The organism is Pseudomonas cichorii, from assembly GCF_018343775.1.
Classification (GTDB): Bacteria; Pseudomonadota; Gammaproteobacteria; order Pseudomonadales; family Pseudomonadaceae; genus Aquipseudomonas; species Aquipseudomonas cichorii.
In genome coordinates this window covers 195,391-209,856 of record NZ_CP074349.1, presented here as the reverse complement: position 1 = coordinate 209,856, position 14,466 = coordinate 195,391, and the positions used below count along the sequence as shown (strand labels likewise).

General features: G+C 58.6%; 17 protein-coding genes. 9 read left to right on the top strand and 8 right to left on the bottom strand.

All coding sequences use genetic code 11. The features are described from left to right. The first annotated feature begins 284 nt into the window (after positions 1-284). Positions 285-3,137 carry a class I adenylate cyclase gene (locus KGD89_RS00995; protein WP_025257963.1) on the top strand — a complete coding sequence of 951 codons (2,853 nt, stop codon included), beginning with the start codon at positions 285-287 and terminating at the stop codon, positions 3,135-3,137. 35 nt (positions 3,138-3,172) lie between these two features. Here the strand turns inward: KGD89_RS00995 and rnk are convergent, their stop codons facing one another. From rnk to cyaY, 3 genes are all read right to left on the bottom strand, one after another. Next, entirely contained in the window at positions 3,173-3,580 is a 408-nt protein-coding gene (gene rnk / locus KGD89_RS00990; RefSeq protein ID WP_025257962.1) for a nucleoside diphosphate kinase regulator, read from the bottom strand. Between the two features lie 137 nt (positions 3,581-3,717). Next, positions 3,718-3,966 (bottom strand): DUF1289 domain-containing protein, encoded by a 249-nt coding sequence (locus tag KGD89_RS00985; RefSeq protein WP_025257961.1) that lies wholly within the window; start codon positions 3,964-3,966, stop codon positions 3,718-3,720. A 2-nt stretch (positions 3,967-3,968) separates the two neighbouring features. After that, positions 3,969-4,301: an iron donor protein CyaY gene (cyaY, locus tag KGD89_RS00980; protein ID WP_025257960.1), complete on the bottom strand. Its 333-nt coding sequence runs from the start codon at positions 4,299-4,301 to the stop codon at positions 3,969-3,971. A gap of 217 nt (positions 4,302-4,518) precedes the next feature. Here cyaY and lptM point away from each other — a divergent pair, with 217 nt between their 5' ends. From lptM to KGD89_RS00950, 6 genes are read left to right on the top strand one after another with little or no spacing between them, the layout of a single operon-like run. Next, entirely contained in the window at positions 4,519-4,665 is a 147-nt protein-coding gene (gene lptM, locus KGD89_RS00975; RefSeq protein ID WP_038399723.1) for an LPS translocon maturation chaperone LptM, read from the top strand. A 9-nt stretch (positions 4,666-4,674) separates the two neighbouring features. Beyond that, positions 4,675-5,922 carry a diaminopimelate decarboxylase gene (lysA, locus tag KGD89_RS00970; RefSeq protein ID WP_025257959.1) on the top strand — a complete coding sequence of 416 codons (1,248 nt, stop codon included), beginning with the start codon at positions 4,675-4,677 and terminating at the stop codon, positions 5,920-5,922. Positions 5,923-5,926: 4 nt separating this feature from the next. After that, positions 5,927-6,757, top strand: coding sequence for a diaminopimelate epimerase (gene dapF / locus KGD89_RS00965; RefSeq protein ID WP_025257958.1), 831 nt, complete (start codon positions 5,927-5,929; stop codon positions 6,755-6,757). A gap of 13 nt (positions 6,758-6,770) precedes the next feature. Further along, entirely contained in the window at positions 6,771-7,505 is a 735-nt protein-coding gene (locus KGD89_RS00960) for a DUF484 family protein (protein ID WP_025257957.1), read from the top strand. A 2-nt stretch (positions 7,506-7,507) separates the two neighbouring features. Continuing rightward, positions 7,508-8,407 (top strand): tyrosine recombinase XerC, encoded by a 900-nt coding sequence (gene xerC, locus KGD89_RS00955; protein WP_025257956.1) that lies wholly within the window; start codon positions 7,508-7,510, stop codon positions 8,405-8,407. Further along, positions 8,400-9,089, top strand: a complete 690-nt coding sequence (locus KGD89_RS00950; RefSeq protein ID WP_025257955.1) for an HAD family hydrolase — start codon at positions 8,400-8,402, stop codon at positions 9,087-9,089. Before xerC ends, KGD89_RS00950 begins: the two co-directional genes overlap by 8 nt. A 114-nt stretch (positions 9,090-9,203) precedes the next feature. On the opposite strand, the gene sutA is transcribed toward KGD89_RS00950, so the two are convergent. From sutA to glnK, 4 genes are all read right to left on the bottom strand, one after another. Continuing rightward, positions 9,204-9,536, bottom strand: coding sequence for a transcriptional regulator SutA (gene sutA, locus KGD89_RS00945; RefSeq protein ID WP_025257954.1), 333 nt, complete (start codon positions 9,534-9,536; stop codon positions 9,204-9,206). A gap of 98 nt (positions 9,537-9,634) precedes the next feature. Next, positions 9,635-10,060: a secondary thiamine-phosphate synthase enzyme YjbQ gene (locus KGD89_RS00940; protein WP_038399722.1), complete on the bottom strand. Its 426-nt coding sequence runs from the start codon at positions 10,058-10,060 to the stop codon at positions 9,635-9,637. A 242-nt stretch (positions 10,061-10,302) separates the two neighbouring features. After that, a complete protein-coding gene (locus tag KGD89_RS00935) occupies positions 10,303-11,640 on the bottom strand; it encodes an ammonium transporter (RefSeq protein ID WP_025257953.1) in 1,338 nt (445 codons plus the stop codon). A gap of 33 nt (positions 11,641-11,673) precedes the next feature. Continuing rightward, positions 11,674-12,012 carry a P-II family nitrogen regulator gene (gene glnK / locus KGD89_RS00930; RefSeq protein ID WP_002555808.1) on the bottom strand — a complete coding sequence of 113 codons (339 nt, stop codon included), beginning with the start codon at positions 12,010-12,012 and terminating at the stop codon, positions 11,674-11,676. 421 nt (positions 12,013-12,433) lie between these two features. On the opposite strand from glnK, the gene KGD89_RS00925 reads away from it, so the two are divergent. Both KGD89_RS00925 and KGD89_RS00920 read left to right on the top strand, forming a co-directional pair. Beyond that, positions 12,434-12,700, top strand: a complete 267-nt coding sequence (locus KGD89_RS00925) for an accessory factor UbiK family protein (RefSeq protein ID WP_025257952.1) — start codon at positions 12,434-12,436, stop codon at positions 12,698-12,700. 25 nt (positions 12,701-12,725) lie between these two features. Continuing rightward, positions 12,726-13,700, top strand: coding sequence for a CCDC34 family protein (locus KGD89_RS00920; protein ID WP_025257951.1), 975 nt, complete (start codon positions 12,726-12,728; stop codon positions 13,698-13,700). A gap of 26 nt (positions 13,701-13,726) precedes the next feature. On the opposite strand, the gene KGD89_RS00915 is transcribed toward KGD89_RS00920, so the two are convergent. Further along, on the bottom strand, positions 13,727-14,269 hold the full coding sequence (locus KGD89_RS00915) for a hypothetical protein (RefSeq protein WP_025257950.1): 543 nt from the start codon (positions 14,267-14,269) through the stop codon (positions 13,727-13,729). Positions 14,270-14,466 lie beyond the last annotated feature (197 nt).

Below are 14,466 nucleotides of genomic sequence, written 5' to 3'. Positions count from 1 at the left end.
GCTGGCAAAGACTTCAGTAACGGGCGCAACGATGTACCGGTTTCATTGCCCCTTCGCCAGCAAGCTGCCTCCTACAAGCTTTGTTTTTGCCTTGAATATCTGACATCAGGGCCTGCCGCGCAAACAAAAAGGTGCAGCGGGCCCTCCATTTGTGGGAATGTAAGCCGATAAAAAACCGGCGTCAGAATAATAACCCTACCGTGCATGTATCCTCTTGGGCTGTAGTCTTCTTCGCCATCTGCTAACCACTTCAACGCCTGCACAGGCCAGATGCTTGAGTTGCGATGACGCGTAATACCGAAATTCGTCCCGACCTGGATGAGGGCATCGACCGCAAGGTGCTCAGCCAGTTACGTAACCGCTTCCTGACTCTCAATGACGGGCGGTATGCCCGTGCCATGGAAGGGCTTTCGACTCGCCAGCAAAGCGTGCTGACGCTGCTGCCGCTGTGCTTTCATGTCAATCACCCGCTGCTGCCCGGCTACGTTTCCAGCAGCACACCTGCTGGCGTCTCCCATTACGAACCTGACGCCCAGGCGCTGACAGAGGCTCAGCGGCTGACCCGCTCCTTTTCCTATAAGGCCCGCCACGGTAATCCGCCGCAGCCCATCCACGGTCTGTTCCTGATGGGTAGCCTTGGAACTCTGGCCCAGGCAGAGCAGAGCGATATGGATGTCTGGGTCTGCCACGACTCGGATCTGGCCCCGGAAGCCATCGCCGAGCTACGCAAAAAGTGCCAGGCGCTGGAGATCTGGGCGGCGTCCATGGGCGCAGAGGCGCATTTCTTTCTGATCGACCCGCAACGTTTCCGGACCGGGGATCGCGACACCCAGCTCAGTTCCGACGACTGCGGCACCAGCCAGCACTACCTGCTGCTGGATGAGTTCTACCGCACCGCCATCTGGCTCGCTGGCCGCACACCGATGTGGTGGCTGGTGCCGGTTTATGAAGAAGAACGCTACGCCGAGTACACCCACACGCTGCTGTCCAAACGCTTCATCCGCGCCAACGAAGTGCTCGACCTTGGCCCAATGACCGGCATTCCGCCCGGCGAATTCATCGGCGCAGGGCTCTGGCAACTGTTCAAAGGCATCGAGTCACCCTACAAGTCCGTCCTCAAACTGTTGCTGATCGAGGTCTACTCCAGCGAACACCCCAACGTTCAGTGCTTGAGCCTGCGATTCAAGCAGGCCGTATTCGCCAACAGGCTGGATCTGGACGAACTGGACCCTTACATGGTCGTGTACCAGCGGATCGAAGAGCACCTGCAGGCCCGCAGCGAATCGGAGCGCCTGGAGCTGGTACGTCGCAGCCTGTATCTGAAGGTCAACAAAAAGCTCACCGGCCCGGCCCGTCAGCGCAGCAATAGCTGGCAACGCCTGCTGCTGGAACGCCTGACCAGGGAATGGGGCTGGGATGAGCGTCAACTGGCGCTGCTGGACAGTCGCAGCCAGTGGAAAGTCCGGCAGGTAGCCCACGAGCGCCGCTCGCTGGTCAACGAACTGAATTACAGCTATCGCTTCCTGGTGCAGTTCGCCCGTACGCAAAACGCACCCAACGCCATCACGGCCCGTGACGTCAGCGTGCTGGGCCGGCGCTTGTATGCCGCCTTCGAGCGCAAGGCGGGCAAAGTCGAGTTCATCAACCCGGGTATCGCCCCCGATCTGGCTGAAGACACTCTGACCCTGGTGAACTCGCCCAACAAGCGCGAGCCGGGGAAAAACCAGTGGGCCTTGTACAACGGCAATCTGGGCACCCATGAATGGCAGAACTTCTCGCCCATCAAGCGAAGCCGCGAACTGCTTGAGCTGCTGACCTGGTGCCATCGCAACGGCGTGATCGACACGAGCACCCGACTGGCCTTGCATCCAGGCCCCAGCGACCTGAGCGAGTTCGAGCTGTTCAACCTGCTGGGCGCCCTGCAGCAGACGATCCCGCTGCCACTGAGCGAAGTCAGCGACGAATACCTGCTCAAACCCAGTGTGCCCAATGAGATATTGCTGCTGGTAAACGTGGGCGTCGATCCGCTCAGGCACCATCGCGAGCTGAATATCCTGATGACGACCGAGCGCACCGACTCGCTCAGTTATGCAGGCGTGCGGGAAAATCTGGTGCTGACGCTGGACCAGATCACTCTCAATAGCTGGAATGAAACACTGGTCAGCCGCTACGACGGCCCTCACGCCCTGCTCGACTGCATGAGCGAACTGCTCAGCAATCTGCCAGAAGGCGAGGCCCAGCCACGCATACGTGTGCGCTGCTTCTGCCATAACCGGGCGCCGGCCATTGCGCAGCGGGTCGAAGAGTTGATCAATACTGCGCAGTTGCTGCTCGCCAGAGGGCTGAACCACCGTTACCTGATTCAGGTGCAACAGCAGTATCACGTACTGAAAATGACACCAGGGCAAGTGGGTCATGTGGTGGTCAACAGCCTGCCGGGGCTGTTCAATTATCTGGGCGAGGAGTCGCCGCTCTACAGCCCGCTGCACCTGGACCCGCAAGCTCTGGACGACCACGACCTGGCGCTGATCCTGCCCCATGGGCAGCCGGAGTGCATTCAGGTGTTCTATCGGGTCAACGAGCCGGACGCCGACCTGTATGTGCTCGACGAACACAACGCACTCTGGCACCAGCGCTTGCCGTATCACGACGAACAGAGCCTGCTGCTACCCTTGCAGCGCTTCTTCCATTCACTGGTCTATCGACGCGGCGCATCGCTACCACTGGATAACCCGGCAGAACCTGTCCTGCTGGACATGCTGTATTACCAGGTATTGCCATCGGGCGCAGGCCGCGCCCGACGTATCGAACCCCACCCCGCGCCGACCGCTGCGGACAAGCCGTACTACGACGTGCAGGCGATTATCGAAGAAACCTCACCGGGCCAGTTGAACGTCACGCTGTATTGCGACAACAGCGAATTCTCGGAACTGGAACATGGCGACCAACTGTTTGCCGTGGTCGCCCAACAAATCCTCGAACGCCGCCAGGAATCGCAACGCTATCGCTGCTACATCACCGACCTGGACCTCTCCGGCCTGCTGGATGATGGCCACGGACAAAGCATCCTGTTTCTGCGCCACAAGGCAGAGCTGGAAAAGGCGTTGAATGAGGAAATGGAGAAGAGCAGTAAGTAAGCTGCAAGTCAAAAGCTTGCAGCTTGCAACTTCCCCTACAAATATTCCCCCGCCGCCTCCGGCTGATATTCCACCGCCAGCAGGGTGAGCTTGAGTGTCTTGCCGCCCGGGGCGGGCCAGTCTATGTGTTGGCCGACCTGCAAGCCCAGCAGGGCGGAGCCTACCGGTGCCAGTACCGAAACCGTGCCTTCGGCGCCCGCGTCCTGCGGGTATACAAGCTTGAGGTGATAGTCCTTGCCACTGCTCTCTTCACGGCAATGCACACGTGAATTCATGGTCACCAGCCCGGCAGGCACTTCATCGTGACCGACGATCTGTTCGGCCCGGTCCAGCTCAGCCTGCAAGGCCTCGATGCCGGGGATGGACTGCGTCTGGCTGTCGATAAGGCGCTCAAGACGCTGGACATCGAGCCGGGTGAGGATAATGGAAGGTGCGGTGTTCATGATTCGGGCAGTCTCCTTTTTTCTGCGCAACAAAAGCAAAACCCCGCCGATCCGGCGGGGTTTTGACAGGCCTCTCTATCTAGAGAAGCAGGTTCTGACATTAACATCAGCCAATAAATACACAACCCGACAGGGCGTTAGCCCGCGATGCGGTTTTCCTGGGCAAGCGCCCGGCGCTGGTCGGCGTTGCGGCGAATCTGACGGCGTCGATCATCATCAGCCGAGCGCCATTCGCGAATGTCTTCCACATGGCGAAAGCAGCCCAGACAAACTTTCTGCTCGTCGAGCCGACACAGGCTGACACAGGGCGAAGGCACGGCAGGGCTGACGTTGCTGAACAACGGTTTGGGTGGCCGGGCAGGTGCGGGCGTAGTGTTATCGGTCACGATCAGATCTCGTCGAAATCCAGTTCGACGCCAGCCTGCTCCTGAGTGATGCGTACCAGCATCTCGCTCAGCAACTCGTCGCTGCTGTCGCATACCCAGCGGCTGGTTTCTTCGTCGTAGTCAAAATGAAAGCCGCCCGAACGCGCTGCCAGCCAGAGCTGACGCAGCGGCTCCTGACGGCTGAAGATGAGCTGGGTGCCGTTCTCGAACTTTACGGTCAGTACGCCAGCAGAGTTTTCAAGGTCCAGATCCAGATCGCTCTCGTCGAAAATGTCTTCCAGCGCTTGCTGGGTAGCATCCACCAGATCGTGAAAACGGGCTTCGGTCAAACTCATTACGGGAACCTCGAAAAATTTTCTGCTTATGGCACAGGGTCGCAAGATACGGACGCCGCAAGGCAAATGCAAAACATACCCGCCAGACGCGCCCTGCAACAGTTCATATCCAACGATAACGTCAAAGGCCCGCCGGACGGGTGGGCACCTGCATAGGCAAGCCGCCGGGTGGCCGGTATACTCGGGCGCAATTAATGCTTTTACAAAGGATTTCGCCATGAAGCGCCTGATCTCTTCGCTTGCTGCGCTCGTCGCGGTCGCTTGTCTTGTCACTGCGTGCGGCCAGAAAGGCCCGCTCTACCTGCCCGATGACACCAAATCATCCGACGAACAAGCCAAATCGCAATCGCACAAGCATCTTTAAGGGAATTACATGGACGCCTTCAACTACCGCGACGGTGAGCTGTTCGCGGAAGGAGTAGCCCTGTCTGCCATTGCCGAGCGTTTCGGCACGCCGACCTATGTCTACTCCCGCGCTCATATCGAAGCGCAATACCGTGCCTACGCCGACGCCCTGAGCGGCATGCCTCATCTGGTGTGCTTCGCCGTAAAAGCCAACTCCAACCTGGGCGTACTCAATGTCCTGGCGCGTCTGGGCGCCGGTTTCGACATCGTGTCCCGTGGCGAACTGGAGCGTGTGCTGGCAGCCGGCGGCAAAGCCGACAAGATCGTATTCTCCGGCGTCGGCAAGACCCGAGACGACATGCGCCGCGCCCTTGAAGTCGGCGTGCATTGCTTCAACGTCGAGTCCACTGACGAACTCGAACGCCTTCAAGTCGTGGCGGCCGAGCTGAATGTCCGTGCGCCGATCTCCCTGCGCGTCAACCCGGACGTGGATGCAGGCACTCACCCGTACATTTCCACAGGCCTTAAAGAGAACAAGTTCGGCATCGCCATCGCGGATGCCGAAGACGTCTACGTTCGCGCCTCGCAGTTGCCGAACCTGGAAGTCCTGGGTGTCGACTGCCATATCGGCTCGCAACTGACGACCCTGGAACCCTTCATCGATGCACTGGATCGCCTGCTGGATCTGGTGGATCGTCTTGGCGATTGCGGCATTCACTTGCGTCATATCGATCTGGGTGGCGGCCTGGGCGTGCGTTATCGCGACGAAGAGCCACCATTGGCGGCCAACTACATCAAGGCCGTGCGCGAGCGCCTTGCCGGTCGCGACCTGGGGCTGATGTTCGAGCCGGGCCGCTTCATCGTGGCCAATGCCGGCGTGCTGCTGACTCAGGTCGAGTACCTCAAGCACACCGAGCACAAGGATTTCGCCATCGTCGATGCGGCCATGAACGACCTGATCCGTCCGGCGCTGTATCAGGCCTGGATGGATGTCACAGCCGTGCGCCCACGTGATGGCGCAGCACGCACTTATGACATCGTCGGCCCGATCTGCGAAACCGGTGATTTTCTGGCCAAGAGCCGCGAACTGGCTCTGGCTGAAGGCGATTTGCTGGCTGTTCACTCGGCCGGCGCCTATGGTTTTGTCATGAGTTCGAACTACAACACGCGCGGCCGTGCTGCCGAAGTGTTGGTCGATGGTTCACAAGCCTTTGAAGTGCGTCGTCGCGAAACCGTGACCGAGCTGTTCGCTGGCGAAAGCCTGCTGCCGGAGTAAACCCATGCTGCTGCGTTTTACCAAGATGCATGGGTTGGGTAATGACTTCATGGTCCTGGACCTAGTGAGTCAGCACGCGCATATTTTGCCCAAGCACGCCAAACAATGGGGCGACCGGCATACCGGCATCGGTTTCGACCAGTTGCTGATCGTCGAAGCGCCCAGCAATCCGGACGTGGATTTCCGTTACCGGATTTTCAACTCCGACGGTTCCGAAGTGGAGCAGTGTGGCAACGGTGCCCGCTGCTTCGCCCGCTTCGTGCTGGACAAGCGCCTGACGGCCAAGCGCCAGATCCGGGTCGAAACCAAGAGCGGCATCATCGAGCTGGATGTGCGCAACGACGGGCAGATCAGCGTCGACATGGGTCCGCCACGCCTGGCCCCACAGGATATTCCGTTCACGGCCCCCGCTCAGGCACTGAGCTACAACGTCGATGTCGACGGCCAGAACGTCGAGCTGGCTGCGGTGTCCATGGGCAATCCCCATGCGGTCCTGCGGGTAGACGACATCAACGGCGCGCCGGTGCATGAACTGGGTCCGAAAATCGAGCATCACCCGCGCTTCCCGGCACGGGTCAATGTGGGCTTTCTTCACGTCATCGATCGCCAGCGCGCACAATTGCGCGTCTGGGAGCGCGGCGCAGGTGAAACCCAGGCCTGCGGCACCGGCGCATGTGCTGCAGCCGTAGCGGCCATCAGCCAGGGCTGGATGGATTCGCCTCTGTTGATCGATCTGCCCGGCGGACGCCTGTCCATCGAGTGGGCAGGTCCGGGGCATTCTGTGATGATGACAGGCCCGGCAGTACGGGTTTACGAAGGCCAAGTTCGTCTATGAGTGAGCAAATGCGATGACCGATCAGCCTCCGGCTTCAACCGACAACACCAGCGAATCGCCTGCCGATAGCGCAGTGCCAAACCTTGAAGCAGAGGCGGTTATCGCTTTCCTGCTCAAACAACCGGATTTCTTCGCTGAACACGACGAGTTACTGGTGTCGATGCGTATCCCTCACCAGCGCGGCGATACCGTCTCGCTGGTCGAGCGTCAGCTCAAGCTGCTGCGTGAACGCAATATCGAAATGCGTCATCGACTCTCGCAGTTGATGGATGTGGCCCGCGACAACGACCGTTTGTTCGAGAAAACCCGACGCCTCAACCTCGCCATGATGGACGCCACCAGCCTGGATGAACTGATCATTGCGGTGGAAGACAGCCTGCGCCAGGAATTCAAGGTGCCCTTTGTCAGCCTGGTCCTGTTCAGCGACAACCCCATGCCCGTCGGCCGCTGGGTCAGCAGTACCGACGCACAGAAAGCCATTGGCGGCCTGATCGGCGAGAAAACTGTGTGCGGCGCCTTACGCGAGCATGAACTGACCTTCCTGTTCGGCGACGAACAAAGCAAGGAAGTGGGCTCCACCGCCATCGTGACCCTGAACCATCTGGGCCTGCACGGCGTACTTGCCATCGGCAGCCGCGATCCGCAGCACTATAAAAGCTCGGTCGGCACCCTGTTCCTCAGTTATATCGCCGACGTCCTGAGCCGCCTGCTGCCGCGCTTCACTCATTCGCTACGCTCGGTTCGCTAAACATGGAACAGCATCTGGACGCCTACTGCACTCACCTGCGCAGTGAGCGTCAGGTGTCGCCTCATACGCTGGATGCCTATCGACGCGACCTGAACAAGGTGCTCGAATTCAGCAAGAAGGCGGGCGTTTCAAACTGGACAGACCTGGATATCCAGCTTCTGCGCAGCTTTACTGCCCGCCAGCACCAGCAAGGCCAGTCCTCACGCAGCCTGGCGCGCATGCTGTCGGCGGTGCGCGGACTCTACAAATACCTGTGTCGCGAAGGCCTGTGCGAGCATGACCCGGCCAATGGCCTGGCACCGCCCAAAGGCGAGCGGCGGCTGCCCAAGACCCTCGACACCGACCGCACTTCGCAACTTCTGGACGGCGCCGTCGAGGACGACTTCCTGGCCCATCGCGATCAGGCCATCATGGAGCTGCTGTATTCCTCAGGGCTGCGCCTGTCGGAGCTTACGAGCCTGAATCTGGATCAACTGGACCTGAGCGACGGGCTGGTCCAGGTACTCGGCAAAGGCAGCAAGACCCGCGTGCTTCCGGTGGGCACCAAGGCCCGTCAGGCCCTGGAAACCTGGCTGCCACTGCGCGCCCTGGCCAATCCGCAGGACGATGCGGTATTCGTCAGCCAGCAAGGCCGGCGACTGGGGCCAAGAGCGATCCAGAAACGGCTCAAGGCCGCCGGGGAACGCGAGCTGGGCCAAAACCTTCACCCGCACATGCTGCGCCACTCATTCGCGAGTCACCTGCTGGAGTCCTCCCAGGATCTGCGCGCCGTGCAGGAACTGCTTGGTCACGCCGACATCAAGACCACGCAAATCTATACCCACCTGGACTTCCAGCATCTGGCCAGCGTGTACGACAGCGCCCACCCCCGCGCCAGGCGCAAAGGAGTTGCCGATGATTAAACTCATTACCTTCGATCTCGATGACACCCTGTGGGACACGGCCCCGGCCATCGCCAGTGCCGAAACGGTACTGCGCAACTGGCTAGGCGAGCATGCGCCCCTGCTCGGACCATTGCCGATCGAACACCTGTGGGAAATCCGCTCACGCCTGATCGAAGCCGAACCGACCCTCAAGCACCGCATCAGCGCCCTGAGGCGCCGCGTGCTGTTTCATGCCTTGCAGGACGCAGGCTATGACGCTTCACAGGCACAGGAACTGGCTGACGAGAGTTTTGAAGTGTTCCTGCATGCCAGGCATCAGGTGCAGATATTCCCGCAAGTGCAGCCAACCCTGGAAATCCTCGCCAAGACCTTCACCCTGGGCGTCATCACCAACGGCAACGCTGATGTGCGCCGCCTGGGGCTGGCGGACTACTTCGCCTTCGCCCTGTGCGCCGAAGACCTGGGCATCGGCAAGCCCGATCCAGCACCGTTTCTGGAAGCGCTAAAGCGTGGCAATAGCGATGCCGTCAACGCCGTCCACATAGGCGATCACCCCAGCGACGACATCGAAGGCGCCCAGCGCGCCGGCCTGCGGGCCATCTGGTACAACCCGCAAGGCAAGGCCTGGGAAGCCGACAGGCTGCCCGATGCAGAGATCAACAACCTGAACCAGTTGCCCGAGATCCTGAAGCGACTGTAGAAGCAATCGGGCGGCGCTCCGCTCATTCGCGAATGAAATTCGCGCCTACAAAAGCATCGCCCAAGAAAAAGCCCGCAGCGACAGCGGGCTTTTTCTCATACGGTCATTGCCCCCTTAGATAGGGCGGCTACCGTATTTGTTGTCCGGCTTCTTGGGCGGATCGGCGACCACATTGGCCTCCACTTCCTGCACCTTGCCACCACGGGCGAGGAATTCTTCCATCGCACGGGCCAGAGCATCTCGCTCTTTGTTCTTGGCTTCTACACTGGGAAGCTCATCGACCGAAACTGCAGCCTTGGACTTGCCCTTGGCAGGTGTAGCCGAGACTTCAGCACCATCATCAGAGTCGGCAGCGTCGTCTTCAGGAGCAGCAGCAAGCTCCTCGCCGTCTTCCTCACCTTCCAGATCGTCTACCAGATCGTCGTTATCGTTGTCGTCGTCGCTCATGTTCTACCTCATGACTTGCGAAAGCAGATTAGTTATAGCCCAACAGCCCTGAAAATCGAAGGCTGTCGGAAAAAATTCAACACCGCTGAAACCAGCGGTCATGTCCATTCACCCTGAAGGGTTGCAAGGACACTGCGAGCACCGCCAGCCTCTCGATGCTCACCCAGATAAACACCTTGCCAGGTGCCCAACGCCAATCGCCCAGCCGTTACCGGTAAAACCAACTGGCAGCCTAACAAACTGGCCTTGAAATGCGCCGGCAAATCGTCAGGACCTTCGTCGTTATGTTCATATCCGTCAGTACCCTCTGGGACCAGACGGCTGAAAAAGCGCTCGAAATCACGACGTACCGCCGGGTCGGCATTCTCGTTGACGGTCAACGAGGCCGAGGTATGTTGCAGCCACAAATGCAGCAATCCGACTCGACAACCACGCAGCTCGGGCAACCCTGCAAGTATCTCGTCCGTTACCAGATGAAACCCGCGAGGCCTTGCCCGGAGGGTAATTCTGGATTGATGCCACATACCGTTCTCCGCACGTTCGGCGCGCATTCTAACTCGACTGAGAAAAAAGCAAAGCGCGCAATAAACAAGCCGGTCTACAAGTTAACGATCATCCCCGTGACAGCATTACAACCGCTGTACCGATAAGCCGCAATCATCGGTAACGACACAGACAATTGAAGCTGGAATGCGCAGATGGTTCACAAAGTCCGGATAAAAAAAATGCCCGGGAAGACCGGGCATTTTTCTGTAGCTACGGTTGATTACAAGTTGTAGCCACGCTCGTTGTGTTGCGCAAGGTCCAGACCCACGGACTCTTCTTCGTCGGTCACACGCAGACCGATGACAACGTCCAGCACCTTGAGGATGATGTAGGTCACGATTGCGGTGTAGATGACGGTGAAGGCTACGCCCTTGAACTGAATCCAGACTTGAGCACCGATGTCGGTCACAGTGCCGAAGCCGCCCAGTGCAGGTGCAGCGAATACGCCAGTCAGGATCGCGCCGACGATACCGCCGACACCGTGAACACCGAATGCATCCAGGGAGTCATCGTAGCCCAGTTTGCGTTTCAGGCTGGTGGCGCAGAAGAAGCAGATCACGCCAGACGCCAGACCGATGATCAGGGCACCCATCGGGCCTGCTGTACCGGCAGCCGGAGTGATGGCAACCAGACCGGCAACCACACCCGAAGCGATACCCAAGGCGCTTGGCTTGCCGTGAGTCAGCCACTCGGCGAACATCCAGCCCAGAGCAGCAGCCGCGGTAGCGATCTGGGTTACCAGCATGGCCATACCGGCAGTGCCGTTTGCAGCAGCAGCGGAACCGGCGTTGAAACCGAACCAGCCGATCCACAGCATGGCAGCACCGATCAGGGTGTAACCCAGGTTGTGCGGAGCCATCGGAGTGGTCGGGAAGCCTTTACGCTTGCCCAGCACCAGACAGGCAACCAGACCAGCCACACCAGCGTTGATGTGCACGACAGTGCCGCCAGCGAAGTCCAGAACGCCCCAGTCCCACATCAGGCCACCGACGCCGCCCCAGACCATGTGGGCGATTGGCGCGTAGACCAGAGTGAACCAGATAGCCATGAAGATCAGCATCGCGGAGAACTTCATGCGTTCTGCGAAAGCACCGACGATCAGGGCTGGAGTGATGATGGCGAAAGTCATCTGGAAGGTGACGAACACTGCTTCAGGGAACAAGGCCGCAGAACCGGTGATGCTCGAAGGCGTGATACCCGCCAGAAACGCCTTGCCCAGACCGCCGAAGAAGGAGTTGAAGTTGACGACGCCAGCTTCCATGCCCGTGGTGTCGAAAGCAAGGCTGTAGCCGTAGACGACCCACAGGATGCTGATCAGACCGGTAATGGCGAAGCACTGCATCATCACGGAAAGAATGTTTTTAGAGCGGACCATGCCGCCGTAGAACAGGGCAAGACCGGGGATGGTCATGAACAGCACCAGCGCGGTGGCTGTCAGCATCCAGGCGGTGTCACCTGAGTTGAGAACAGGGGCTGCCACTTCGTCCGCCGCCATGGCCAGGCCAGGGGTTACGAGGGACAACAGGGCTCCTAGCCCTGCGAATTGACGCAGAGTCATATTGTTTACTCCTGGGGCGTGGGGTTTGGCGGCTTAAATGGCGTCGGTATCGGTTTCGCCGGTACGGATGCGTATAGCCTGTTCCAGATTCACAACAAAAATTTTGCCGTCCCCGATCTTGCCGGTGTTGGCAGCCTTGGTGATGGCCTCGATGACGCGATCCAGATCCTTGTCATCGATAGCGACGTCGATCTTCACTTTTGGAAGGAAGTCGACTACGTATTCAGCACCGCGATACAGCTCGGTGTGTCCCTTTTGGCGACCGAAACCTTTTACCTCGGTAACAGTGATGCCCTGCACGCCGATTTCGGACAGCGACTCGCGCACGTCGTCCAGTTTGAACGGCTTGATGATGGCAGTGACTAGCTTCATGAAAACTTTCTCCCGAATTGGTGGACTTGCCCCAGGAAAACAAACCCGACTCAAGTCTAAGCGCAGTGCCTGGCTTTGTAACGCGTCGGCGGCCAGTTAAAGGCCCGACCAACTCCAGAAAACCGCTTCTGACGAAACACATCCCCGCTCCGCCTGCCGCACTGCATTCGTCACAGCGACTGCATCAGTGCATGGGTCACAAGCCATTAAGCAGAAAGCTTGCCATCTCGTGAATATTCATCAAATACAGGGCCTTGAGCACTTTTTCAGCCATCTGGCCCGTTTTGGCCACCACGCAACGCACAACTACAGTGCACTCGTGCACGCCCCCACGCTCAATAACTGTGCATCGCCGGTGCCCTGAAAATGACTATAGATGCTGCGTGCTACACTGCCGCCCATCTGATACAGGAAAATCATCATGCTCGCGCCCAAAGCTTTCCTCGACGCCCTGAGTGGCCACGCCTCCCGCCTGTTCAACGGCGAGACCCCGCTGCCCCGCAACGAATTTGAAACCCAGTTCAAGGCCCTGCTGCAAAGCGGCTTCAGCAAACTGGATCTGGTCAGCCGCGAAGAATTCGACAGCCAGATGGCCGTACTTGCCCGCACGCGGGCTCGCCTTGAGGCACTGGAGGCCAAGGTGGCGGAGATGGAAGAGAAGATCGGGGCCAGCGGCCGGGACGACTAAAGGCTGGAACGATAAGAAGGAATGCATGGCAACGTTTCAATTTCACGATGACCTTGACGACGCCAAGGCTCATTCAGCGACCTTGGCACTGCATAGGCTGAAACTCGGGCATCGTGGCTTCCTTCCCCAGCCAGACGACCTGACGGGGACGGTCACATTTATTCGCTATGGCAATAAGTGCTACGCCGTCACTGCCAAGCATGTAGTGGATTATCTTGCTCGCCAGGCAGCCGAGAGCTATCAACCCCTTCGTTACTTCTGCCCGGTAAACAAGGGGCTGACGATCAGAGGCCCATTTGTATTGGCCCCACGGGACTTCGCAGACAATCAGCCCGATGTCGCTATAACCCCAATCGACGAAGCTTATGTCCTGAGTATCGGCAAACGGCCATTCGTGATCCAGGAACATGAGCCTGTCTGGCCATTGCCTTATGCCATGGCAACAGGATTCCCGACTGCCGAAAAAAGGGATGTGTCAGACAAGTCAGGCAATACCAATCTGAGCATGAGGTTTGTGAGAGCCATCGCAGAAGGCAATGGCGCTGATGGCAAGCATCACAGCGTTACCTTTTACAGCGATCTAGAGGCACTGCCTCCCATTACAAAGCTGAGTGGCATGAGCGGAGGGCCGGTATTCTGGTCGGACGCCGAGCGTTATGGCCTTGTCGGCTTTGTAAAAGAAGCACTGGAGCAGGATGGCGGCGAAGTGACCAGCGACGCGCCCAAGGTCCACTTCGTGGTGCAAAGAGCCGACAACCTCATACTGAGCGAGTGGATTGATCACGTAGAGAGAAACTGGCTTCGAGAAAAAGAAAAACAGGATGCCCAGGAAGCCCTTTTTTTCAAGGAGACAGAAGAGAAGAGCCAGCGTGACCTGGAGGAGTTTCTCAGACGTTCACGCCTGAATCTCGCCTATCGCGAATGGCGCGCCAGACTGAAACCGGGTGACCGGTTGCCACGCAAAAGAAACTACGAGCAACACTTCCCCGATTGGTTGTGAAAATCAGGGCAAGGGTTTGATCAAAGCTATCCGGAAAAACCCACCACCTGAATAAAAACAGCCCAACCGCCGAGCAGAATCCAGAAAACCGCGAAAATCCAGGGCGTACGCATCGAAAAGAGCAACGCCTTGCGATACCCCTTGTGCGTCGATTCATGTTCATTGAACAGCGGCGACTCGTCATACGCTATTCCCATGATCGGCTCACTGCGCAGCAACTCGCTTTGCTTGTAATGCCAGTGATCGATGATGTCGTAAGCCGCACGAATCCCCGGCCAGGCATTCAACGAACTCAACGCCCCCAACAACGCCAGAAACGGCGGTACAAACATTGTGAACAGCTTGCCCCACTCCGGATTGAGATTGGCCATGCAGGAAGCGAAAGCAATGACCAGAAAGGATTGCGCCGTCAGATAGGCATCCGTTCGGTTGGCCAGGATAGTGGTTTCGTACTGAATCTCCTTTCGGTAGAAATCCAGACGATCCTTTGGGGAGCCGAACATCTTCGCATCGTGTTCGGTAGCGTTGAAGGTTGTGTCTGTGGTTCGGGAAGTCAAAATTCTTGGCAAGAGTGGTGGTCTCCATGCGGGTTGCCTTGAATGGAGAGTGACCTGTGTGGGGGCAGGGTGTTCAGCGGACTTTACAACCGGTAGATGAAAGGCCAGGTAAAGCAAGGTCAGGCGGTGCTGTGCCCTAAGCAGCTATTGCCGCATCGGCGGGTATCTGCCTGAGTCATGCAAGGTGACTTCGGCAGACACTTACCAAT

Excerpts from the sequence above, each read along its gene's own strand:
- rnk (WP_025257962.1), bottom strand. The coding sequence starts at position 3,580 with ATGAACACCGCACCTTCCATTATCCTCACCCGGCTCGATGTCCAGCGT.
- KGD89_RS00995 (WP_025257963.1), top strand. The coding sequence starts at position 285 with ATGACGCGTAATACCGAAATTCGTCCCGACCTGGATGAGGGCATCGAC.
- KGD89_RS00940 (WP_038399722.1), bottom strand. The coding sequence starts at position 10,060 with ATGTGGCATCAATCCAGAATTACCCTCCGGGCAAGGCCTCGCGGGTTT.
- lptM (WP_038399723.1), top strand. The coding sequence starts at position 4,519 with ATGAAGCGCCTGATCTCTTCGCTTGCTGCGCTCGTCGCGGTCGCTTGT.
- lysA (WP_025257959.1), top strand. The coding sequence starts at position 4,675 with ATGGACGCCTTCAACTACCGCGACGGTGAGCTGTTCGCGGAAGGAGTA.
- xerC (WP_025257956.1), top strand. The coding sequence starts at position 7,508 with ATGGAACAGCATCTGGACGCCTACTGCACTCACCTGCGCAGTGAGCGT.
- cyaY (WP_025257960.1), bottom strand. The coding sequence starts at position 4,301 with ATGAGTTTGACCGAAGCCCGTTTTCACGATCTGGTGGATGCTACCCAG.
- KGD89_RS00920 (WP_025257951.1), top strand. The coding sequence starts at position 12,726 with ATGGCAACGTTTCAATTTCACGATGACCTTGACGACGCCAAGGCTCAT.
- sutA (WP_025257954.1), bottom strand. The coding sequence starts at position 9,536 with ATGAGCGACGACGACAACGATAACGACGATCTGGTAGACGATCTGGAA.
- KGD89_RS00950 (WP_025257955.1), top strand. The coding sequence starts at position 8,400 with ATGATTAAACTCATTACCTTCGATCTCGATGACACCCTGTGGGACACG.
- KGD89_RS00925 (WP_025257952.1), top strand. The coding sequence starts at position 12,434 with ATGCTCGCGCCCAAAGCTTTCCTCGACGCCCTGAGTGGCCACGCCTCC.
- dapF (WP_025257958.1), top strand. The coding sequence starts at position 5,927 with ATGCTGCTGCGTTTTACCAAGATGCATGGGTTGGGTAATGACTTCATG.
- KGD89_RS00960 (WP_025257957.1), top strand. The coding sequence starts at position 6,771 with ATGACCGATCAGCCTCCGGCTTCAACCGACAACACCAGCGAATCGCCT.
- glnK (WP_002555808.1), bottom strand. The coding sequence starts at position 12,012 with ATGAAGCTAGTCACTGCCATCATCAAGCCGTTCAAACTGGACGACGTG.
- KGD89_RS00935 (WP_025257953.1), bottom strand. The coding sequence starts at position 11,640 with ATGACTCTGCGTCAATTCGCAGGGCTAGGAGCCCTGTTGTCCCTCGTA.